Origin of the sequence: Methanobrevibacter sp., from assembly GCF_017468685.1 — an archaeon.
Taxonomy (GTDB): Archaea; Methanobacteriota; Methanobacteria; order Methanobacteriales; family Methanobacteriaceae; genus Methanocatella.
The window spans coordinates 1-20,560 of sequence record NZ_JAFUHT010000075.1; the positions used below are offsets into that span (position 1 = coordinate 1).

General features: G+C 31.8%; 28 protein-coding genes. 2 read left to right on the forward strand and 26 right to left on the reverse strand.

The window, feature by feature from the left end:
• Window positions 1-219 precede the first annotated feature (219 nt).
• From IJ258_RS09440 to IJ258_RS09555, 24 genes are all read right to left on the reverse strand, one after another.
• Entirely contained in the window at window positions 220-2,067 is a 1,848-nt protein-coding gene (locus IJ258_RS09440) for a cysteine peptidase family C39 domain-containing protein (protein ID WP_292806288.1), read from the reverse strand.
• An 88-nt stretch (window positions 2,068-2,155) separates the two neighbouring features.
• Entirely contained in the window at window positions 2,156-3,151 is a 996-nt protein-coding gene (locus IJ258_RS09445; RefSeq protein ID WP_292806290.1) for an NAD-dependent epimerase/dehydratase family protein, read from the reverse strand.
• A 15-nt stretch (window positions 3,152-3,166) separates the two neighbouring features.
• Window positions 3,167-3,802, reverse strand: a complete 636-nt coding sequence (locus IJ258_RS09450; protein WP_292806292.1) for an HPP family protein — start codon at window positions 3,800-3,802, stop codon at window positions 3,167-3,169.
• A 16-nt stretch (window positions 3,803-3,818) separates the two neighbouring features.
• On the reverse strand, window positions 3,819-4,646 hold the full coding sequence (locus IJ258_RS09455) for a 4Fe-4S binding protein (RefSeq protein ID WP_292806294.1): 828 nt from the start codon (window positions 4,644-4,646) through the stop codon (window positions 3,819-3,821).
• Window positions 4,647-4,667: 21 nt separating this feature from the next.
• Entirely contained in the window at window positions 4,668-5,603 is a 936-nt protein-coding gene (locus tag IJ258_RS09460) for a carbohydrate kinase family protein (protein WP_292806296.1), read from the reverse strand.
• Window positions 5,604-5,612: 9 nt separating this feature from the next.
• On the reverse strand, window positions 5,613-6,503 hold the full coding sequence (locus tag IJ258_RS09465; RefSeq protein ID WP_292806298.1) for a formylmethanofuran--tetrahydromethanopterin N-formyltransferase: 891 nt from the start codon (window positions 6,501-6,503) through the stop codon (window positions 5,613-5,615).
• Window positions 6,504-6,512: 9 nt separating this feature from the next.
• Window positions 6,513-7,556, reverse strand: coding sequence for a hypothetical protein (locus IJ258_RS09470; RefSeq protein ID WP_292806300.1), 1,044 nt, complete (start codon window positions 7,554-7,556; stop codon window positions 6,513-6,515).
• 3 nt (window positions 7,557-7,559) lie between these two features.
• Window positions 7,560-8,927: a 4Fe-4S binding protein gene (locus tag IJ258_RS09475; protein ID WP_366514579.1), complete on the reverse strand. Its 1,368-nt coding sequence runs from the start codon at window positions 8,925-8,927 to the stop codon at window positions 7,560-7,562.
• The gene (locus IJ258_RS09480; protein WP_292806304.1) at window positions 8,924-9,952 is read right to left on the reverse strand and encodes a 4Fe-4S binding protein; all 1,029 of its coding nucleotides are present in this window, start codon (window positions 9,950-9,952) and stop codon (window positions 8,924-8,926) included. Before IJ258_RS09480 ends, IJ258_RS09475 begins: the two co-directional genes overlap by 4 nt.
• Window position 9,953: 1 nt before the next feature.
• Window positions 9,954-11,078 carry a nickel-dependent hydrogenase large subunit gene (locus tag IJ258_RS09485; protein WP_292806306.1) on the reverse strand — a complete coding sequence of 375 codons (1,125 nt, stop codon included), beginning with the start codon at window positions 11,076-11,078 and terminating at the stop codon, window positions 9,954-9,956.
• The gene (locus IJ258_RS09490) at window positions 11,075-11,524 is read right to left on the reverse strand and encodes an NADH-quinone oxidoreductase subunit B family protein (protein WP_292806308.1); all 450 of its coding nucleotides are present in this window, start codon (window positions 11,522-11,524) and stop codon (window positions 11,075-11,077) included. The genes IJ258_RS09485 and IJ258_RS09490 overlap by 4 nt, the downstream gene beginning before the upstream one ends.
• Window positions 11,525-11,557: 33 nt before the next feature.
• The gene (locus IJ258_RS09495) at window positions 11,558-11,950 is read right to left on the reverse strand and encodes a DUF1959 family protein (RefSeq protein WP_292806310.1); all 393 of its coding nucleotides are present in this window, start codon (window positions 11,948-11,950) and stop codon (window positions 11,558-11,560) included.
• Window positions 11,951-11,960: 10 nt separating this feature from the next.
• Complete coding sequence (locus tag IJ258_RS09500; protein WP_292806312.1) at window positions 11,961-12,251, reverse strand: energy-converting hydrogenase subunit EhaL family protein; 291 nt, start codon at window positions 12,249-12,251, stop codon at window positions 11,961-11,963.
• Between the two features lie 20 nt (window positions 12,252-12,271).
• Complete coding sequence (locus tag IJ258_RS09505) at window positions 12,272-12,526, reverse strand: hypothetical protein (RefSeq protein WP_292806314.1); 255 nt, start codon at window positions 12,524-12,526, stop codon at window positions 12,272-12,274.
• The gene (locus IJ258_RS09510; RefSeq protein WP_292806316.1) at window positions 12,523-13,395 is read right to left on the reverse strand and encodes a respiratory chain complex I subunit 1 family protein; all 873 of its coding nucleotides are present in this window, start codon (window positions 13,393-13,395) and stop codon (window positions 12,523-12,525) included. Before IJ258_RS09510 ends, IJ258_RS09505 begins: the two co-directional genes overlap by 4 nt.
• A gap of 9 nt (window positions 13,396-13,404) precedes the next feature.
• Window positions 13,405-13,620 carry a DUF788 domain-containing protein gene (locus IJ258_RS09515; protein WP_292806318.1) on the reverse strand — a complete coding sequence of 72 codons (216 nt, stop codon included), beginning with the start codon at window positions 13,618-13,620 and terminating at the stop codon, window positions 13,405-13,407.
• A 7-nt stretch (window positions 13,621-13,627) separates the two neighbouring features.
• A complete protein-coding gene (locus IJ258_RS09520; RefSeq protein ID WP_292806320.1) occupies window positions 13,628-14,299 on the reverse strand; it encodes a hypothetical protein in 672 nt (223 codons plus the stop codon).
• Window positions 14,300-14,307: 8 nt separating this feature from the next.
• Window positions 14,308-14,991, reverse strand: a complete 684-nt coding sequence (locus IJ258_RS09525) for an EhaG family protein (protein WP_292806322.1) — start codon at window positions 14,989-14,991, stop codon at window positions 14,308-14,310.
• Window positions 14,991-15,584 (reverse strand): EhaF family protein, encoded by a 594-nt coding sequence (locus tag IJ258_RS09530; protein WP_292806324.1) that lies wholly within the window; start codon window positions 15,582-15,584, stop codon window positions 14,991-14,993. Before IJ258_RS09530 ends, IJ258_RS09525 begins: the two co-directional genes overlap by 1 nt.
• Window positions 15,581-15,841, reverse strand: coding sequence for a DUF2107 family protein (locus IJ258_RS09535; RefSeq protein WP_292806326.1), 261 nt, complete (start codon window positions 15,839-15,841; stop codon window positions 15,581-15,583). Before IJ258_RS09535 ends, IJ258_RS09530 begins: the two co-directional genes overlap by 4 nt.
• On the reverse strand, window positions 15,834-16,103 hold the full coding sequence (locus IJ258_RS09540; protein ID WP_292806328.1) for a DUF2108 domain-containing protein: 270 nt from the start codon (window positions 16,101-16,103) through the stop codon (window positions 15,834-15,836). Before IJ258_RS09540 ends, IJ258_RS09535 begins: the two co-directional genes overlap by 8 nt.
• Window positions 16,104-16,107: 4 nt before the next feature.
• A complete protein-coding gene (locus IJ258_RS09545) occupies window positions 16,108-16,356 on the reverse strand; it encodes a DUF2109 domain-containing protein (RefSeq protein ID WP_292806330.1) in 249 nt (82 codons plus the stop codon).
• A 4-nt stretch (window positions 16,357-16,360) separates the two neighbouring features.
• Window positions 16,361-16,858 carry a hypothetical protein gene (locus tag IJ258_RS09550; RefSeq protein ID WP_292806332.1) on the reverse strand — a complete coding sequence of 166 codons (498 nt, stop codon included), beginning with the start codon at window positions 16,856-16,858 and terminating at the stop codon, window positions 16,361-16,363.
• Complete coding sequence (locus IJ258_RS09555; RefSeq protein ID WP_292806334.1) at window positions 16,851-17,240, reverse strand: energy-converting hydrogenase A subunit A EhaA; 390 nt, start codon at window positions 17,238-17,240, stop codon at window positions 16,851-16,853. The genes IJ258_RS09550 and IJ258_RS09555 overlap by 8 nt, the downstream gene beginning before the upstream one ends.
• Before the next feature lie 113 nt (window positions 17,241-17,353).
• Between IJ258_RS09555 and IJ258_RS09560 the strand changes: the two genes are divergently transcribed.
• Window positions 17,354-18,286 carry an NAD-dependent epimerase/dehydratase family protein gene (locus IJ258_RS09560; RefSeq protein WP_292806336.1) on the forward strand — a complete coding sequence of 311 codons (933 nt, stop codon included), beginning with the start codon at window positions 17,354-17,356 and terminating at the stop codon, window positions 18,284-18,286.
• Window positions 18,287-18,291: 5 nt separating this feature from the next.
• Window positions 18,292-19,101, forward strand: coding sequence for a CPBP family intramembrane glutamic endopeptidase (locus tag IJ258_RS09565; protein WP_292806338.1), 810 nt, complete (start codon window positions 18,292-18,294; stop codon window positions 19,099-19,101).
• 28 nt (window positions 19,102-19,129) lie between these two features.
• Here the strand turns inward: IJ258_RS09565 and IJ258_RS09570 are convergent, their stop codons facing one another.
• Window positions 19,130-19,600, reverse strand: a complete 471-nt coding sequence (locus tag IJ258_RS09570; protein ID WP_292806340.1) for a hypothetical protein — start codon at window positions 19,598-19,600, stop codon at window positions 19,130-19,132.
• A 554-nt stretch (window positions 19,601-20,154) separates the two neighbouring features.
• Entirely contained in the window at window positions 20,155-20,526 is a 372-nt protein-coding gene (locus tag IJ258_RS09575; protein ID WP_292806341.1) for a hypothetical protein, read from the reverse strand.
• Window positions 20,527-20,560: the final 34 nt, after the last annotated feature.

Consider the following 20,560-nt stretch of genomic DNA (forward strand, 5'->3'; position numbering starts at 1 on the left):
AAAAATTAAATTAAAAATCAGGAAATTTAAAAACAATAATAAAGAAAAAAATAAAAAAATTAGAAAAAATTATTTATTGGACGGTCTCATTATTACTCTTTTTTCAGTAAAGTCAAAATTCAAATCCATACAAAGTAATATTAAATTTAAAAGTATTTAAAATATATAGCTTAAATTAATCAAATCAAAAAAAATAATGGTATGAAAAATTAAAAATGCTTAACCGATGCTTTGACGAGTATTATGCTTATGCCAGTTAGTTCCAAAACTAGCATAATATGAATTAATGCTATTTTTGGTTGAATCAGACAACTTATAATTAAGTTTCACAATCAGACTTTCAGACCATTGCGGAGAAAATTTCTTTTTCATGAAACTCACTTTAACCCATTTGGTTGGAATATTGTCATAGCTGCCATAAGAATTACTTACTAAAACCTTCTTACCATTGCTGCTAATGTCCAATATAGAAACATAATGCCTATTAGCATGAAATACCAAAGCACAACCTCCTTTTTTCAATTCATCCAATGCTTGAGAAAATGTTGACTTGTAAAAATAAGTCGCTTCAAAGTTATTCTTTTGCAATGCCTTAATCATATTAGGACATTTTGTCCCTTCACGATTAGTTTTAGCAAGTTTAGCCAGGTATTTTTCACATATGTAATTTTTTAAGACCTGGCTGCACATGCTGCAGGAAGTTGGCCCACATGTATAACCGGTATTCTGTGAATCTCTTACATAAGGATAAGTGTATGATTTTCCTTTAAGGGATACTGTAATCTTGCCCGGCCAATACCCATTCTTATTTTTCTTGACAAGTTTTGCATTTATTGCCCTTTCAATCACATTCCATTTTTCCCGTTTAATTATATGATTCAGTTTTGGATGACTTTTTGTTTTAAAGAATGTGTATTTTGTAAGTTTACCATTTAAAAACAGACAATAGCTATCTCTTTTTAAGACTTCACGATATTGGGATTTCTTAAGAGTGTATTTTGCGTTACCGTCTCCCATAACATAATTTCCCGGCATGACATCAATATCAGGTTTGCCGTTTTTAGTTGGAATCGATTCTTTTAAAGGATCTTTAACATTGCCCTCATAACATTTGATGCTTTTGGCAGAATAATACTTGCCTACTTTTGCCTTAACAGTATATGATTTAGCATTGACTTTAGGTTTAAAAATAGCTATTCCTTCAGAATTTGCTTTTTTAGATAATTTTTTACCACCAATCATTAATGTGACTTTTTTAGATACTGCCTTTCCAGCAATTTTTAGATAAACCCTCAGATATCCATCTGTAATCAGTTTGGAATTTCCAATGTTGATTGATCTTGAACTTGCAACATGGACATACACTTTCTTAGAAGAAGACTTGAATTGTTTATCTGCTTTAAATTTAATCTTTATTGAACCTGATGACTTAACTTTAAGTTTTACCTTGCCTTTTGAATTTGTTTTCTTATTATATGTCCTGCCATTGAATTTGATTGTCACTTTCTTTCCTGAAACGGAATTTCCATTGCTGTCAACTAAATGGAAATAAATATATTTCCCCTTGATGACAAAATTTGCAGATTCTACAAGTTTGGTTTTGAGTTTGACAACTTTAATACTGAATATTTTTGAAGTGGGATTATAATCATCATCTCCCTCAAATGAAACAGTCAACTTATATGATTTGGCTGCAAGGTTTATTGCTAATTTTGCAACTCCATTGGAATTTGTCTGAATAGTTTTGACATTATTATTAATGGTAATTTTTAAATTTTTAGAGGCTAACGGAGTGCCTGATGAATTTTTAAGGTAAATTTCAAGAGAATCTATACTGTTAACAGTTTTTGATTCAATGGATATTGCAGGTGTTGTCTTTACTGCTTCTCCACTTTCATTGCTTTGTGAAATATTAGAATCATCAGCAATTGTCTCACAGACATACTCATCTGTTAAATTGGTATTTTGAATAATATCTGATGAATTTGTGTCATTTGCTGAAATTACTGTCAAATTGAAAAATAATAAAAATAATAGAATAATTATAAACTTTGTTCTCTTGTGCATGAATTCACCTAATTTAATTATACATTATATTTAGGTTATTTAAATAATTAATCGAAAAAAAAGAAGAATGGAAAAATTATTTTTCCATTTAGAATTCAGCTGATTTTTGAATGTTTTCCCAATTTTCAACAAACCAGTCATGAGTTTTTTCAAGTCCATCATCAAATGAGACTTTAGGGGAATACCCTAAGATATCCTTTGCCTTTTCAATTGAAGACAATAACTTGGTTTTAGCATCCCAATCACGACGAGCAACATAATGGATTCCCGCTTCATTTCCAGTTAATGCATTTACTTTGTTTGCCATATCTATTACTCTGTGATCTTTTCCGGAACCTAAGTTGATTGCTTCCCCAATTGCCTCTTCTTCAATTCCCATTGCAATTAATCCATTACAGATATCATCTACAAATGTCCAATCACGTGTTTCTGAACCATCTCCTGTGATTGGCAGTGCTTGTCCGTTTTTAGACCAATACATAAAATTAGGAATAACATTTCTGTATTTTCCAGGAACTTCTCCAGGACCGAATACATTAAAAAATCTTGCATTTACAATATTCATATCATACAGATTGTGGAAATAGTTAGTGTAGAGTTCTCCCAAGAGTTTTGTTACTTGATAAGGGGTGTGAAGTGAAATTGAAATATCATGTTCTTCAAAAGGCATTTTGGAGTCAAGTCCATAAACTCCACATCCAGATGAAGAGTAAACAAACCTTTCAACACCAGTGAGTTGTGCATATTGAAGTACTTTCAAAATACCTATACCATTTACCATCAAATCTTTTTCAGGGTTGTCAACACTGTTTTGGTTTGCAAAGTGTGCTGCTAAATGATATACATAATCAGGCTTTTGTTTAAATACTCTTTTTAAAACAGCATCATCTAAAATATCGCCTTTAATAAATTCGATTGCATCCCTATCTGCAATATTCCATTCATATGCTGAAGACATATTATCCAATATAATAACTTTTTCAGCACCTAAATCTGCAAATTTACGTGTTAGGTTACTTCCTACACAACCTGCTCCACCAGTTACCAGGATTGTTTTATCTTGATATTCATTATATTCACTCATATATATCACGTTAAATTATTTTTTAGCTCTGCCAACTCTGCGAGCCACTACCATTTCACCTACAGAGATTAAACCTGCAAAGAATTTTTCAAGTCCTCCAGTTGACCAGATAGCTTCTCCAAAAGTGGAATTCATAATATTTGCCTCATATTCTTCGGCAGAAATCTTTTTACCTGTGGTTTTCTTAGATACTAAAGCAGATGCAGACATTAATTCATCCCAACTAACACCTTTTAGCTGATTTTGCATCGCCTTGTATAAACTTTCGACTTTTATATCATATAAATCTGACAATAACTCAACAATATCACATGCACGTACCATTCCGATAACCTGATTATCGTCATTTACAACAGGTACTGTGACAAACTTGTTGTTTGCAGTTAAGATAACAGCTTTTCTTGCAGGATCATTTTCATGAACTGTGGAAACTTCTTCACAACTGCTCATTATATCTGAAATTTTCTCATTTCCTTCTCTTAAACCTTTTGTAATGTCAAATGCTGTAATCCATCCAATTAATTGTTTTTTATCATTAACTACAGGACAAGTAAAACGTCTTACATCTTCCATTGCTTTTGAAGCATCTATAACACTATCATTAGCATTCAAGTATACAAAATCTTTATCCATTAATTCTTTTGCTTTCATAAACAGCCCCCTATTTTTATTCAATTTCAACTCTTTTTAATGCTCCTACCGGACAATGATGTGTACATTCAATGCATCTTATACATTTATCATTGTCAAGAACAACTTCACCGTCAACTAATTCAATTGCCCCGGTTGGACAATTCTCTTCACATAAATAACAATTTACACAGGATTCATGATTCACGTCAATAAATCTGGAATGAACAATAGGTCCTATATACCTGTCTAATTCAATAGCAAAGTTATTTAGTGAAATTTCTCTACAAGCTCCACATCCAATACACATTTTCTCATTAATATACGGATACAACTCATCATCGATTAAATCAATTCCTAAATCCATATTCTTACTTTCAAAAAACTCTCTGAATTCTAGAGTAAATGCGCCTGTTGGACATAATTTTGAACAATCATCCCAATTATTATCAACCGTATAATCAATTGATATACTGTTCATACGAACTACTCTATGAGAACAACTGACATTTGAAAGATTATATTCAATAACTTCCCGTTCATCCTCATGATTATAACTAATATTATTGTTAATTAATTTAATCGCTGAAACTGGACAAGTTTGAACACATATCTCACATTTTACACATTTATCAGTTATTTTAGCCATTCTAAAAATATTAGCTGGTTCAATTGCATTAACTGGACATTCACCAACACAGGTGTTACATCTTACACATCTTGGTGAAACAGCAAATATTTCTTCATCTGCACTAAAATCCTCTAGTTCAAATTGGAAATCATCACCGTCATCATCTAATTCAACAGACTTCAATAAAACTTCACGTTCCAAGTTTTTCATCTGTTTTATAAAAGATACATTCATTTTAATACCAACTAAATTAATTTATTTAAAGAAATCCTCCAAATCTTTTAAATTTGGGAATTTTTCCATTCCAAATCCTTCAATAGATTTGCTTGCTACCCAATTTCCGATTCTGCAGGATTTTTCCAAATCATATCCTTTTAGATATGAATATAAAAATCCGCTATTGAAACTATCTCCGGCACCTGTAGTATCTACAACATCACATGAGTATGCGTCAACTTCACATTCCTCAGTATTATTTATTGCAAATACTCCATCGGACCCTTTTTTAACTACAATAGTTTCAATTCCTAAATCCAAAAATCCAATAGCCAATTCTTTTAAAGAATCTTTATTATTATCACATAATAATCTTAATTCTGATTCATTGATGAGCAATATATCTGTACGTTCAAGAATCGGTTTTAACTCATCAAATCCTTTCTTGACATATAACATTCCAGGATCAAAACTTAATACACATTCATCATTAAGTTTTTCCAATAATTCAATTTGAGTTTTAAATGAATCGCCTACAAATGATGTATAATGCATTATTTTGCATCTCATAATATTCAATGGATTAATTTCACCTATACGTATCTCATCATTGACTCCAGGGTCAATGTAAAGGCATCTTTCTCCATCATTGTCAACAAAACCCAAACATTTTCCTGTTGATCCATTTTCTGCATAAATTAAATTATTAGTGTAAACTCCATTAATTGCCAAGTGATATTCAATTAAATCTCCATCTTCATCTTCAGCTATCTTTCCAATAATTGATGTGGAACAGCCTAATCTGGATAAACCCACTATAGTATTTGCAGCTGAGCCTCCCGGAGTATCAGTTTCATTTTTAATAAAGCTTTCTTCATCTTTAGAAACTATATTTTCAACGGAGTACAGTTTATCTACATTCAATGCTCCAAATCCGATAACTTCTGCATTTAAATCATTATCATAAATTTCCATTTTAAAACCTTACTTTAAAATATCTAATAGATTAATATTTTTATCTCCAAGTTTTCCATCGAAATTACCTGCAGATATTCCAATTACTCCTTCAAATTCCAAAGCTGCATCAATACCTGCTTTTATAGCTTCATTCATAGATTTTTCATCAATAGCATTTATTACAACTTCAGGAATGTAATTAACGCCATCAGGAACTTTAGATTCATCACCTAAGCGTTCTTTTAAAGATGGGCAATAAACATGATTTGTTGTCGGGCCAATTTCTGGGAAATTTGTTTCAGGCTTTGAAGCAGCAGAACAAATATCAAACGGTGCAGTTGCACCTTCAACACTCATAATTGCTTCAATAATGGCATCACCAGCATTTATAACTGCTTCCGGAGTTGCACATAAATACCAGAAGTTTCCTCCCATAGTTCCATCATTTATCTTAAATTTTTCTTCGATTTGAAAATCAGGAACTGCAATTGGTACATTAATCATTGTTCTTCCAAATTCCTCTACAATCCACTCGTACCCATCACCACAGTGACCTACAATGTCCATCATCTCAATAAATTCATTACTGTCTTTATCTGAGTAATCAAAAATACGTGTGAATGGTTTTACCAATACATCTTGCCTTAATCTGTAAGAGAGTTCAAATGCAAATTTTTCAATATCATCTCCTCCCAACCAGTATTGTACGATTGCACCAAACCTACCATCAGGAGTTTGTGATTCATCTAAAAAGCCTTCAACACCACCTTCAACTCTTCCAATCACTGCACTTGGAGTTGAAGTTGAATCAAATGCTGCTCTTTTAACGATTGATTCTGTTGGACCTGTAATTAATGCCCTTACGTATTTGCCTTCAAAAGCTTCAAAGAATGTATCTTCAACTTTATCATAATTCATTTTTAACACCTAACCTAATCCACCTATATCCTGACCACGAATATTGTTTCTCATTTCTTTACTTTGAGTTAATATCTCTTCATAGTTTTCATCAGTTATTATTTGAATTAAAGGATATTTACCTGTAAAAACTTTGAAAAATTTATTTTTTATTTCTTCATCTATATTGTAGTCACTGAATAATTCTTTTAAATCATCTGAAATATTATAATCTTCAATAAATTTTAAAACTTTAGTTTTATCATTATCTGCATAAATATTAGCTATTACCGCTGTTGTTATTGCGCTTGGTGAAACAATTGCGATTTCAGCAACTTTTAAAGGATATTCATTACCATTGAATGATATGCTGATTCCATTATTTTTATGGGCAAAATCCAATGGTTCCACATCAGTAATGCTGTCACCAATGTATAGAATTTCATTGACATTTATTTTATCCCTTTTTATTATTTCATCGATTGCTAATTTTTTGCCTTGACCCCCAACTACTTCGATTTGTCTGATTTTTTCATAAATTGCCATTTCAGGAATTTGTTTAAAGAAAATATCATCAAACAACTCATAGTCTTTAGGATTATTTAAAATCAAATCTTTAAATTCTTTGATTTTTTGAATTTCATCATCATTTAATTTAAGCTCATCTACATCAACATTTGTGTAAAATGTATTTTCAAATGGAACTTCCATATAATTAGATACAGCTTCAATATATTGACCATAACTGGTGCTAACTATATAAGTATTCATAGATTCTTTCAAGTATTTTAATAAGAATTTTGAATCGTTAACTGAATAAATATTATTTTTTGAAAACTCAACCAAATCAGAATTACTTAGATTTTCAACTACAAAGAATGGTAAAATCAATTTTAAAGTATTACCTGCCTTATAATTTTGCTTTTTGACAATATCCACTAAATAATCATCATATAAACTAAGAATTTTAAATAATTCTCCACCATCTTCAATGAAATTTGCAGATAATTCAAATGCATTATCATTCAAGGTTAATGGACCTTCACAATCTGTAATAAATGATTTTTCAAACATGATTCACCTAAAGTTAACAATTCTAATTGCATCCAATGGACAAATTGCTTCGCAAGTTCTGCAGTAAATACATTTTTCACTATCAAAGTCGATTTTATCATCATTCAATGTTAAAGCTTCAGTAGGGCAGTTTTTAGCACAAATAGCACATGCCTGACATTTTTCATCAGAAAGGGAAAAGTCCCCTATTCTTGGCTTATACAGATAAGACCTAGCATAGTACAAATCCTGATCCTTGCTGTAGAAGTAATCATCATAAGCACCGATAGCATCAAATTGACATGCTTCAACACATTTTCCACAATAAATACAATTATCATTAATTTTTATTGGATTAGGACCATTTAATTCAATTGCTTCAACAGGACAGACATTATAACATTCACCACAAGCAATACATTTTTTCTCATAAACTTCAATGTTTCTGTCCATTAAATAAGATCCGACAAGCTTTGTGAACTTATCCACTTCAATACTGGAGTCAAGACTAATTTTCAGCTCTCTTTCCATCATATCATTTACTTTACATTCAATGAAATGTTCAAAGTTTTGATCATTAAACTCCAAAGCTATTGATTTTCCAACTTTCTCCAATACTTTATTTAAACTAATTAAGTCAAGAGATAATCTTTTAATATCATAATCCATAATACTGGAAACAATATCATAAGATTTTATCTCACTATACATTTTATAAGCTTTCTTACGTGAAGAGTATCTAATTGCAGTTGAAGGACAGGAATGCATACATTCCTCACATCTTGCACAATATCCAGGATTAATATAAGGCAGTTTATTAGTTCTTCCAACGTTGATTGCACCCATTGACGGACAGACTCTTGTACAAGTCATACATCCAATACATTTATCCTGGTTGACAACAATTGCCTTACCTCCCTTAACAGTCTTAGGAAGCAATTCTCCATATTTAATTGCATCAGTCGGACAAACTCTAAAGCAATATCCGCATCTTACACATGTATCTTTGTCGATTTCACTGTGAGGTTCATGTTTTCCATCAGCTTTAATGTGAATTGAACCGTTTTTACATGCCTGAACACATGCTCCACATGCCTTACATAATTTTGTATTGATGTTTGGAACATTTTCTTTTAAAGGAGGATCCATATTAACATCAAGAGATATTGCGTCAAATGGACAAGCATTACGACATAATACGCAACCAAAGCAAGTACTTTTTAATTTAATAAGACCATCAGTTTCATCCAGATAAATTGCATCAATAGGACAGGAATCTAGACATGGCTTGTCGCTGCATTTTGCACATTTTGTCTGATCAACGACATAATCAACGTCGACATGTCTTAATGGTCTTGGTGTTTTAGTAAAACTATCAATCATAACACTCACTCCATAAATATATCATCATTTAGATTAGATGCCTTTACTGTAACATGAATATTTTCACCATCATCAAGTGAGAATTTTGAAATGAAGTATTTGATTACTGAAAACGGACATGTCTGATAACAAATACTGCATCTTAAACATCTATCTTTATCTCTAACAATTGTGTCTTCTTTTTCATCAAATGAAATACAACCAGTTGGACAGTCAGGAATACATAATTGGCATTTCTTACATTTATCCTTATCCCAATCGATAATTCTGACTTTAAGCCTATTGACAGCATTAGTAATAATTTCAAGAGCAACTTCCTCATCAGGAATTATTTTTAATGCCTTATCCCATATCTCAGATAAAGGAACATCATATTGTAAAAGTCCATCTTTTTCCAAAGACCTCAAGTCCTCTTCTTTACTGTTGATATAATTTTCAAGGTAATCAACACATAACAGAATTAAATCTTTTTGATCTTGCAAGTTTTCAACAAATACTGCTTTCATAGCACCATTTACAGGACAGACTTCAACACATTCCCCACAGGAAATACATGTAAGCTGATTAACAACAACTTTGCCATCAATTTCACTAATTGCATCTACAGGACATTTTTTCAAACATTTTTTACATTTAATACATAAATAATCGTCAACAATATATTGCCTTTTTGATGGAATTATATTGAATTCAGGTAAAATCAAATGATTTAAACCGCATTCCAATGTTTTTGGATTAGTTGGGCAAACTTCAGCACAAAAACCACAACGAATACATGCACCTGCTTTAATTACAGGATATGTCATGCCCTCTCCTTCTTCAGAGTCTTCGTCACGAACTAATTTGATTGCATTAGGTGAAGGACAGGAAACGGTACATGCACCACAACCTATACAATATTCCTTATTAACTGTTGGGAAATCTCTGAAACGTTCAGGTTTTTCAGCAAGTTCCGGTTCTGATTTTGCATTAGCAAATGCATCAGCCCATGCCCTGCGGGCAAAATCATAAATATACCACATAAGAGATGACATTTTATATCACCTCATCAAATTCTTTAATAACGGTTTTTCCAACCTCATTTGTAATAGCCACTCTTTCAGCACATGCAACACATGGGTCGCTTGTTGCATAAGTTGCAACTGCATCAGCAACTGTTGGCACATCACGAATCATGTATTTTGCACATGAATCCATATTTGGAATACTTGGAGTTCTTATTGAAATATTTTTGATTAAATTACCATTAGTTTCAATCATATAGGTTACTTCACCACGAGGAGCTTCGTTTTTACGCATTGCATAACCTGATTTAATTTCAGCAGGAGTACGAACTTCACCATCAGGTATGTTTTCAATTGCTTGCCTAACAAGACTGATTGATTCAGGAATTTCATCAAATCTTGTCATTGTTCTTGCGTAATTATCTCCTTCAGTTCGCCTAATCACTTTAAAATCAAAATAATCATCATAAGTATAATGACCTTCACGATAATCTTCTTTTACACCAGATGCTCTACCAATCGGACCTACTGCACGACCTTTAATAGCTTCTTTTTTAGACATGTATCCTATTCCTTTACATCTTAAAGCCAATGCAGGACCTTCAGCAAATAGTGCCCTAACAGTTTCAAATCTATCTTCAATCTTTTTAAGGTTTTCAAGAATCGGCTCGAAATGGCGCTCATCAGCATCCATTCTAACTCCACCAACCACATTCCATCCCATATTAACCCTATTTCCAGTTAAAAGTTCAATGGAATCCATTGCATATTCCCTTAATTCCAAAACATGCATGAATAGAGTTTCATGATCCATTGATTTAAAGAATGTTGAGTTTCCAAGCAAATGACTTTGGATTCTGTCCAGTTCATTTGCAATAACTCTTAAGAATTGTGCTCTTGGCGGCACGGCCACATCTGAAATTTTTTCAATAGTTTCAGCGAATGTTTGTGTGTGTTCATATGAACAAATTCCACATACTCTTTCAGATAGATATATTCCTTTCTGCCAGGTTTTTCCTTCAATAATCTTTTCAATTCCCCTGTGAACATAACCATATTCAATTTCTGCTTTAACTACTCTTTCACCTTCAGTTTGCAACTTCAATCTGACAGGTTCTTTTAAAGCCGGGTGAATTGGACCAATAGGTACTATCATTTTTGTTCCCTCCCTCGATCAGCAATAGCTTGAGGACCCACAGCTAAAATGGCTTCCAGTATTTCACTAGGTCTTGGTGGACATCCCGGAATTTCTGCTGCAACTGGGATGAAATTTGAAGCAGGTGCATTTACATGACCCCCTTCCTGTGCAAATACATCTCCAGATATTGGGCAGTTTCCAACTGCTACTGCTATTTTTGGTTCAGGAGCTTTATCATATATTCTTTTTAAGTTATCTTTCCATTGTTCGGTTACAGCACCGGTTAACAATAGAACATCAGCTTCACGAGGATTATTGTGAACATATATTCCATATTGCTCTAAATCATATCTTGGAGATAATAATGCAACACATTCTACGTCACATCCATTACATCCACCACAATTTACAATACAGACATGAATTGAGCTTTTTCTCACAACATCCTTAATAGCGTCTAACATTGTACTCCCTCTTTTAATAATTGTAAATAAACATTAATATTTAGCTTCTTTTTTTAATAATTCAAATAATTCTAAATGGCCTTCTTTTAATGCATCTTCATAAGATTTTCCATTTTTAACTTCTTTAACTAATTTCATTTTAAGATTTTTAGCATCTTCATCAGATATCAATTCCAAAGTTCCATTAAACCAGCACAATCTTAAATCAGCATTAAATTTTTGATATAGACAGATATCCTGTGCTGATTCATGAGTTGCATGCAATGCCTCAAGAGAAGACATATCTAGAGAATTAAAGAAAACCTCCTCTAATTCTTCAACAGTACAATCAAAATCCTTGGAAAACGGAATTATAATATCTCTTTGCCAAGCATAACTTTTTATAATTCTTTTTTGCATTAATTTTAATTTTGCATCATTATCCATTCCAATCACATCATACTGTAAATTTTAATAACAAATACATAAAAATTGCAATAATTAAACCTACTGCAGTTTCTTTTCTACCATAACCCGGTCTTTCCCCCATTACAAATCCTCCAAGGAGAAAACCTATTGCTGATAAAACAACATTGCCTGAGCAAAATGCTAAACACCATCCTAATATTGATATAACTGCATAGATCATATTGAATTCAGTTACTGCTACAAACGGTTCACCATGTTGTTTGTAGCTATAAACTAAACCTAAAATAGACCCTACAGCAAATGCAAGTATATAAATCATATAATTTAACATAATATCTCCTACATAGGTTTATAAAGCAATATAAATGAACATACTATTGCTAAAAATGTTATTATAAAACATAATTTCTCTATACTTTCTATCTTGTGTGCAAAATTACCACGAGCAAGCAATACAAATATTGCAAGGATGACTCCTATAATCACTATAGGCACAATCTGATAGGAATGTAAAACAGTTGTCAGCAATCCTACAACAATCATTCCAATAGCAACCAGTGCAGTAAAATATACAATTACATCTTCACTGTTCATGCTACCACTCCGGTGAATATCATTAATACTGTTCCAAAGAAGCAAATAGCTCCAATGGTTATTTGAGTCATAACAGAATGATTTGGACTTAATATTGGAGTAGCTGCATTAATAAATCCAGTTACAAATGAAATTACTATCATTCCAATCAAATATCCAATTGCATTCAATGGACCAAAGAAAATTGTTAAAAATACCCAAAGCATAACATACCATGCAATTGATTCTGAAAATAACATGAATCCTCTTAAAAATCCAAAGTGTTCGGTTTCAAATCCTGAAATTAAAGCTTTGTCTTTAGTAATTGCAAACGGAGAGTATGGAGATTTAGTTATGATTAGCATAAAGAACATTAAAGCTGCAAGTGGAATTGAAAATACTAATGGACCATGGATAGATTGATAAGTAATAATTTCTCCAATATTCATTGTACCAGTTACCAGATAAACAAAAACTATTGCTGCAAATAGAGGCAGTTCAGTTGCCGCTGACAATACTGCCCTTACACAACTTAATTTTCCATATGGTGAACCGGAACTTGAACCAGAGTTATGCTCTACAATTTTATAAACTGCATAAACACCAAATAATATTAATAAAGAATCATGAGCAACCGGACCTGCAATAACACCAACAATCCAAACTAAAGCCAATATAAATACAATACCTATATAAAATACTTTAGATACAGTTTTGGGAATAGCTGTTTCTTTAAAAAAGAACTTTAAAGAGTGGATTAAGTGTTGGACTATAGGTGGTCCAGGACGTTTTTGGACACGTGCCATTACTTTTCTGTGCAATCCTAAAAGCAAACTTCCTGCAAAAAATGCAATTATAACTTGAATTAAAATATCTGCCATCAAATTCATAATACCACTCTAATATCCGGTAAACGGTTCTTTGACCCTTTCTTCTACATCTTCAGGTTTTGGCTTAGCCATTGTTAATAGACCAAGGGACAAAACCCATAATGGAATACCAAAAATAGCTACGGCATAAACAATCCATGCTTCAAAATCTATAACCAAACAAGCAAGAATAGCTATTGTTGATAAAGCCAATAATATAATACATGTAATCTTTTGATTAACCATACTCTCACTACCACAATACCAATAATAATATTTCAACAGCTCTTACAATAATAAACAATGAACTTAAGTGAATAATAACAATATAAGGAGATCCTGCTGTCCTAAACATTTCTGCTTTACTTGCAAAGAAAGGTGCTACTCCACTTTCACCTAAAATACCAATCAACATCAATACTGCACCAAATACCACCATCGGACTTGCAGGCATTTGAGACAATACTGCAAGTGACAATGTTCCGGTTGATGCAAGGATAATTGATGCACCACCAAATAACGGTAAACTACACATCATGGCAATTAAACCATAATTAAATGCTGAATTTAAAACGCTAGTTTGTTTTACAGCTGACACTATACCAATATTTAAAATACCAACTAAAGCCATGAACAATGTGAAGTTAAACAAATCTCCAGTAATCATTGCTCCAGCAGATGCAATACCACAGATGATTGATAAAAATCTTCTTTGTTTAAGTTCTTTTGGACCTACCTTAACTTCAGTATTATGTAGATAATGCATAGTAGCTTCTATTTGAGTTTCAGGTTTACTTAATGCAATCAATAATGTAAATCCGAGCAATACTGCAAACAAGAACAAATTGAATGGAGTTAAATATAATACAATATCTCCAAGTGAAATTGTTCCGAGTAAATTTCCTCCAAGTGTAACGAAATCCATTTTCTCACCTACTCATTATCAATATCTTCCCTCATAAGCAGTCCTATTAAGCCTACTTTTGAAGCTACTTTTAGTAATAATCCACATGCCGCTAAGAATAAACTTAATAACCAGTATTGAGGAGCTACAAAGAATAATAAGAAACCTATTATCCATAAACACCATGCAATACCGGATACTCCAGCAATTCCATCCAACATCAATACTGGAAGTCCTCTTGCTTTTTTAGATAATGCGTACAATACAATTCCTCCACCAGCTACTGCTCCACCAGTAAAACCAGTTAAGAAAATTCCATATCCTATTAAAACCAATGCTATAAAATTAGGCGCAGTAGTCATAATTTCCATATCTAAAGAGAATGCCTGTGGGAAAATTGAAGAGGATTTAGTTAAATTTGCTCTTGGATCCTGTTCAATTTTGCGCATTTCCCTTGTGATTAAAATCTCTGAAATAGCTAAGGTTTCAGCCAACTCAACTACTAAACCTGGTAAAATTAAAGCTTCTGCAAGGTCAGTTCCAACTGCAGAAACGACAAATATCATCGCAAGACCGACAAGGTCAGTTAATATAAGAATATGCAATTCTTTTCTTTTCATTGCAATGGCCATTGTTGCAATAAAACCAACAATTAGCCCAGCATAAATTGCCGGAAGATACATATTAATAAATTGCTGAGGAACATATAGCATTAATTATCCCTCCTCAATTGTTTTGACCTTGCTTTTTCATCATTTGCTTTAACATGACTGGCTACTTTAGTTGAATCGTTTATAGCCTTTTTAACGTCTTTTTTAATTTCACTTTCATCATTTTTACGATTCATTGTATAATTAATAGATAGCCATGAAGCAATGATAAATGACATCATTAAGATTGAAGATTCAAGTATTGTATCAAAACCCCTTGTATAATACAATATCTCATCTATAAGTCCACCAGGAGATGAATATATAGATGTTCCGAAGTACGGTGAAATTGATGATATCCATTGAGCCAATGGTGACATATAACCTGTAATCATTCCCAAACTGGCTGCATTATCAGGATACTGAGGATTAATCTCACCAGCTTCAGTTAAAGGCACACCTCCTCTGTCATAAGGTGCAATAGCCAATCCTTCATCAATTTGCTCTTGAGGAGCAGGTCTAACATATAACTGATCTGGGTTTAATGCCATAGGCACAATCAGACCTATGATTAAAATTATTCCAAGGCTGAATGCAAAAAGGCGAGGAATATTTTTCGGTTCTGCCAGTTTATTCCATAATGCTCCAATCCTCATACATCTGCCCCCATTTCTTCTAAACGAATGATAGCTCTAAATAAAATTAAACTGATAATAACTGTTGTTGCAAGCAATGTCAATAAGGCCAATACATGATTATAACATAATAAAACCAAGCATACTCCAATTGATGCAACTTCAGTATTGAATGTCCTGACAATCGGATCATTTACTCCCGGACCCCAAGCAGTTGCGAGGCTTCCAACAATTGCCAAGAATATTCCAAAGTAGAAAAATAATGAAACACTAAGCATCTGCATCACCACTTGCAATTTTCTTTTCTCTAATCTCTTTAAGTTTAACAATAGATAAAATAAATACTAAAGTTGATAGAGGTCCTGCCAATGCTGCAAATAATGCAACATCCAAATATTTAAACAATGCAATAACTAAAACAAAACCTGCATCCAGTATAGAAAACATTATAACCTTATCCAATGGTTTTTTTAGAAATATTATACCAAATGCTCCAATTATCATCAATGCCATTGCAATTATTGATACTAGAAATTCCATCTTATCACTCCAATATTATCTCATCATCTAGTCTTTTTAAAGTATAAGCAATAGCATTAGCACTAATTGTTGAACAAATAAAGAATGCTGCAGCAACAACAAGAGCAAATGGAGTATTTATTAATAATGCAATAATTGCTGAAACTCCAAAACCGATTACATTTAAGTACAATAACCTTTCAGCCCTATTTCTTGTCACTAAAGCTCTTAATGCTACAAATATGACTATAATCCCAATAATTTCAACATACATATAATCACTCTTTAGCATGCCTATTGAATTTGTCGGCGATTTTTCCTAAAACCACAGAGATTTTAACCTGATCAATACCCATGATTGTAAATATTGCAATAACCATTCCAACAATATACATTTCTGGGGTTAAACCAATGAATGATGTTAAAAATATTATCACAGTGGCAGTTAAACAGCCTGTAGTTCCCGCATAACCCGGATCAGCACATAATCTATTTCCAATAAATATTAAAAATGCTGCAATTATTCCTCCAGGAATTCCTAAAACTAAATATCCAATAGAAGCCATTAATGTACCGGCAGATGCATCAGGAGAACATAAAATGTTTCCTTGGAAGAATCCACCAGCAATATCTCCCCCTCTTTTTTCGACGTCTTGTCCAATTATCCTGGCTCCTTTAACACCAGGTTGCTCGGGAAGTCCGAAATATGTATCTACAATTACAAAATTCAACCAACAAAGAATTGCGGCAATAATAATTCCAATTACCTCATTCATTTATATCCTCTCCTGTATTTTCATCCAGAGGTTTTGGAAATACAAAATCAAATAAATATTTCACAAATAATGCAGATAAAACACCAATAACAATAGCTAAAATCAATCCATTATACATGAAAGTGTAGTTTAAAACAAGAAATATGGAAAGAATACCAATAGCTATTATTGGAGTCGGATATAATGCACTAACATCAAAAGAATACCTATATGGTTTGCTAGGAAGTAAAGGTAGTCTTAAAATTAAGGCTACTACAATAGAACAAATAATAGCTACAATATAAGCTAATACAATATCATATGAAGAAATGCTTATATTGCCAAGCCCATAAAAATTACTATACGAAGCAAAATATATGGTATCAAACACCAAATCAAACATATTATTAGACTCCTCTTAAATAATAAATATACATATAAAAATATATAAAAGTTATTACTTAAAAATAATATATAATTGCTTAATTATAATTTAAATTAACTAATGGTGGCTTAATGAAAAATAAAAATATTTTAATAACCGGTGGAGCAGGATTTATCGGCTCTCACATTGCTGATAATTTAATCGACAACAATAACATTCGCATTGTTGATAATTTCTCCACAGGAAACATTAAAAATTTTAAAAATCCCGATCATGAAAATTTACAGATAATCACAGCAGACATCTGCAATGCAAATTTAGATGAACTGACTTCTGGAATAGATTATATTTTCCATCTTGCAGCTATGGCAAGTGTTCCATTAAGTGTTGAAAACCCAGTTGAATGTAATGAAACAAATTTAAATGCAACTGTAAAACTTTTAAATTCTGCAGTTAAAAATGATGTGAAAAAAATTGTATTTTCATCTTCATCTGCAGTTTATGGAGAAAACAGAAATATGCCACTGAAAGAAACTGAGCCACCAATGCCAACTTCACCTTATGCTGCATCAAAAGCAAGCTGTGAATTATATTTAAAATCATTTTACGAAAGTTATGGTCTGAATTATACTGCATTGAGATATTTTAACGTTTTCGGACCAAAACAGGATAAAAACTCACAATATGCAGCAGTGATTCCTAATTTTATCAGTGCAATCCTTGAAGAAAATCAGCCTGAAATCTATGGTGACGGTGAACAGACCCGTGATTTTGTTTATGTTAAAGACATTGTTAAGGCAAATGTTGCTGCATGCAAATCCGATTACAATGGAATTGTTAATATTGCATCAGGTGAAAAATTAACGATTAATAGATTATATGAAATTATCAAAGAGACTCTTGGAAGTGATTTGGAACCAAAATATTTGCCTGAAAGGCCAGGAGATATTAAACACTCCCTTGCAGATGTCAAGAACATGGAAAAAATTAATTTGAAAATTGACTCCAGTGATTTTAAGTCTCAGCTAGAAGAAACCGTAAAATGGTTTGAAACTATTTTGTAGATACTATGGATAAAAGTGTAACAGACTTTAATGTTCGCCTCAGAACAATAAAGCTAAGAGAATTATTTGTTGGAATAATAATTACCCTGATTTTATCAGGAATTTTGATGATTATATTTCCACAGATTGAAGAATCTGACGAATTATTATTTATTGTAATATTTCTTATCGGATCTTTATTGTTTGTTTGGGCTTTAAGAGGAACAAAAGGTCTGGACAGAAATATTGAGAATATCTTTGAAGACCACAATAAAAAAGAGATTCTGTATGTTTTTGCAATCAACCTACTATTTGCATTCCTATTCACATTCCTAATATCTTCATTGGATATTCTGATAAGCTTAGCCGATCCGACTTGGATATCCCTTGGAGAAATAGACACAATTGAAATCGATTCAAGCGTCATCATATTGGATGCCATAGGTGCTATAATATTTGCACCAATAATGGAAGAGTTAATCTTTAGAGGAGTAATGTTTAATCGGTTAAAAATTAGAGTTGGAATTATTCCTGCAATGTTGATTTCCTCATTCATATTTGCCATTGGCCATGAATTTGGAGGAATGACAAGTGCTTTTCTATTTGGAATCTGCATGTGTTTATTGTATTTGAAAACAGACAATATTCTAATTCCAATGAGCGTTCATTTCATCAATAATGTTGTTGCAACAATCATGAATGTTACCAATTTAGATATTTTAATATCTCAGTTCCCTTGGATTATTCCCTCAACAATCATATCAATAATTGGAACTGTTTATTTAATTAAATACATAATTCAAGAAACTAGAAAAGTTAAAAAGCAGTACAGCTAAAAAAAAGAAAAAAATAATTTAAATAAAATTATCTTATCTTTTCTTTTAAATCAAATAGAGAAACACCTATAAAATCCGCAAACTCCTCAATGGAACGATTTTCCAATATAAGATTAATAATACTTTCTTTTCCTTTTCTCATTTCTTCCTTTCGAATTTGCGCCATAATTCCTTCAAATTTTTCACTCATATCAATCATCTCCAATAATTCATTTTGTTTTTCAAGTTCAACATACTCAACAATATTCAAATACATGCCCATCACCACCCCATCCAATTCGGACTCTGGAATAGAATTAGGATTATTGCCAATGTTTTTACACATTTCCTCGACAACCAAATATTCACTTTCACCCAATTCAAAAATTGGAAAAGCAATTATTAGAGAACATTCGTATGAACTCAATAACTCATTATTTTTAAATTTGTTTCTAATTGCTTTTAAATCTTTTCTTTTATCAATTTCTTTAGTTTTGATAATTTCCGGACAAAATTTCATGTTGGAAACTTAATACTCTGTAATTTTTCCTCCTTTTGAAATAACAATAAATATTGATTTTGTATTAACATCATCCTTACAAAATTCGGGTTTATAATATTTATACAACTGTTTAAAGTCATTTTTACTCAACTGATTTTTCTTGAATTCAAAGATGATAATCTTACCCGATTTAGTTGAAACCTTGAAATCTAAAAATTATCAAAAATTTTTGGTTTTGTTATATTTTCAAAGATTATCCTTTCACTGGGCAGCACATCTTCAATTTATTCGTCAATACCCAATGCATTCAATATATGTACCAAAAAATACATGAAACCTATTTTTAAAAGCAAATCTCTATTTCTTTGTTGTTCTATTGCCATAGTTACTCCTCTTGTAATTCAACATTGATGATGGTCAAACTATTATTTAAATTTAAAAATAAATAATTAGTTCACTGAATACTATGTTTAAAGAGATATATAAACTATTTGTATTAATTAAAGTAATTTTAACATGTTAAAAGCAATATTACAAAGCTAATACAATTTAAATCAGAAAAAAATAAGTAATTAGTGGAATCCGCATCCACTACAAGTTTCACATTTTTCCTCTTCTAAAGGATCATATTGCTTATCCTCCTGAAGAGTTGCTGAGATGAAATATTGATCTAATTCATCTTTATTTTTAAGTACCGGTGAAATTCCTTTAAAATCACATTTTATATCACCAGTTCCACCAATATCCACTAAGATTGGTTCACCTAATTTAAATCTTTTAAAATAAGCTTCAACTTCATTAATTAAAGCTCCAGGTACTCTGAAATTAAAAGATAAAATATTATTTTCCTTCATTTTTAGGCCAACGTATTTTTGGTCAATTTCGTAATTTAAACCTAATTGTTTTTTAAAAATTACATTAGTACCAATATCATTAGATGACATTTTTTAATCTCCTTAAGTTATTAAATTAGAATTA

Coding starts and splice junctions, on each gene's coding strand:
- IJ258_RS09455 (WP_292806294.1), bottom strand. CDS start 4,646: ATGAATGTATCTTTTATAAAACAGATGAAAAACTTGGAACGTGAAGTT.
- IJ258_RS09450 (WP_292806292.1), bottom strand. CDS start 3,802: ATGAAAGCAAAAGAATTAATGGATAAAGATTTTGTATACTTGAATGCT.
- IJ258_RS09565 (WP_292806338.1), top strand. CDS start 18,292: ATGGATAAAAGTGTAACAGACTTTAATGTTCGCCTCAGAACAATAAAG.
- IJ258_RS09525 (WP_292806322.1), bottom strand. CDS start 14,991: ATGCTATATGTTCCTCAGCAATTTATTAATATGTATCTTCCGGCAATT.
- IJ258_RS09505 (WP_292806314.1), bottom strand. CDS start 12,526: ATGAACAGTGAAGATGTAATTGTATATTTTACTGCACTGGTTGCTATT.
- IJ258_RS09490 (WP_292806308.1), bottom strand. CDS start 11,524: ATGTTAGACGCTATTAAGGATGTTGTGAGAAAAAGCTCAATTCATGTC.
- IJ258_RS09535 (WP_292806326.1), bottom strand. CDS start 15,841: ATGCTTAGTGTTTCATTATTTTTCTACTTTGGAATATTCTTGGCAATT.
- IJ258_RS09460 (WP_292806296.1), bottom strand. CDS start 5,603: ATGGAAATTTATGATAATGATTTAAATGCAGAAGTTATCGGATTTGGA.
- IJ258_RS09530 (WP_292806324.1), bottom strand. CDS start 15,584: ATGAGGATTGGAGCATTATGGAATAAACTGGCAGAACCGAAAAATATT.
- IJ258_RS09560 (WP_292806336.1), top strand. CDS start 17,354: ATGAAAAATAAAAATATTTTAATAACCGGTGGAGCAGGATTTATCGGC.
- IJ258_RS09515 (WP_292806318.1), bottom strand. CDS start 13,620: ATGGTTAATCAAAAGATTACATGTATTATATTATTGGCTTTATCAACA.
- IJ258_RS09575 (WP_292806341.1), bottom strand. CDS start 20,526: ATGTCATCTAATGATATTGGTACTAATGTAATTTTTAAAAAACAATTA.
- IJ258_RS09555 (WP_292806334.1), bottom strand. CDS start 17,240: ATGTTTGATTTGGTGTTTGATACCATATATTTTGCTTCGTATAGTAAT.
- IJ258_RS09550 (WP_292806332.1), bottom strand. CDS start 16,858: ATGAATGAGGTAATTGGAATTATTATTGCCGCAATTCTTTGTTGGTTG.
- IJ258_RS09470 (WP_292806300.1), bottom strand. CDS start 7,556: ATGTTTGAAAAATCATTTATTACAGATTGTGAAGGTCCATTAACCTTG.
- IJ258_RS09485 (WP_292806306.1), bottom strand. CDS start 11,078: ATGATAGTACCTATTGGTCCAATTCACCCGGCTTTAAAAGAACCTGTC.
- IJ258_RS09510 (WP_292806316.1), bottom strand. CDS start 13,395: ATGAATTTGATGGCAGATATTTTAATTCAAGTTATAATTGCATTTTTT.
- IJ258_RS09570 (WP_292806340.1), bottom strand. CDS start 19,600: ATGAAATTTTGTCCGGAAATTATCAAAACTAAAGAAATTGATAAAAGA.
- IJ258_RS09465 (WP_292806298.1), bottom strand. CDS start 6,503: ATGAATTATGATAAAGTTGAAGATACATTCTTTGAAGCTTTTGAAGGC.
- IJ258_RS09445 (WP_292806290.1), bottom strand. CDS start 3,151: ATGAGTGAATATAATGAATATCAAGATAAAACAATCCTGGTAACTGGT.
- IJ258_RS09440 (WP_292806288.1), bottom strand. CDS start 2,067: ATGCACAAGAGAACAAAGTTTATAATTATTCTATTATTTTTATTATTT.
- IJ258_RS09480 (WP_292806304.1), bottom strand. CDS start 9,952: ATGTCATCTCTTATGTGGTATATTTATGATTTTGCCCGCAGGGCATGG.
- IJ258_RS09540 (WP_292806328.1), bottom strand. CDS start 16,103: ATGGAATTTCTAGTATCAATAATTGCAATGGCATTGATGATAATTGGA.
- IJ258_RS09520 (WP_292806320.1), bottom strand. CDS start 14,299: ATGGATTTCGTTACACTTGGAGGAAATTTACTCGGAACAATTTCACTT.
- IJ258_RS09500 (WP_292806312.1), bottom strand. CDS start 12,251: ATGATTTATATACTTGCATTTGCTGTAGGGTCTATTTTAGGTTTAGTT.
- IJ258_RS09545 (WP_292806330.1), bottom strand. CDS start 16,356: ATGTATGTTGAAATTATTGGGATTATAGTCATATTTGTAGCATTAAGA.
- IJ258_RS09495 (WP_292806310.1), bottom strand. CDS start 11,950: ATGGATAATGATGCAAAATTAAAATTAATGCAAAAAAGAATTATAAAA.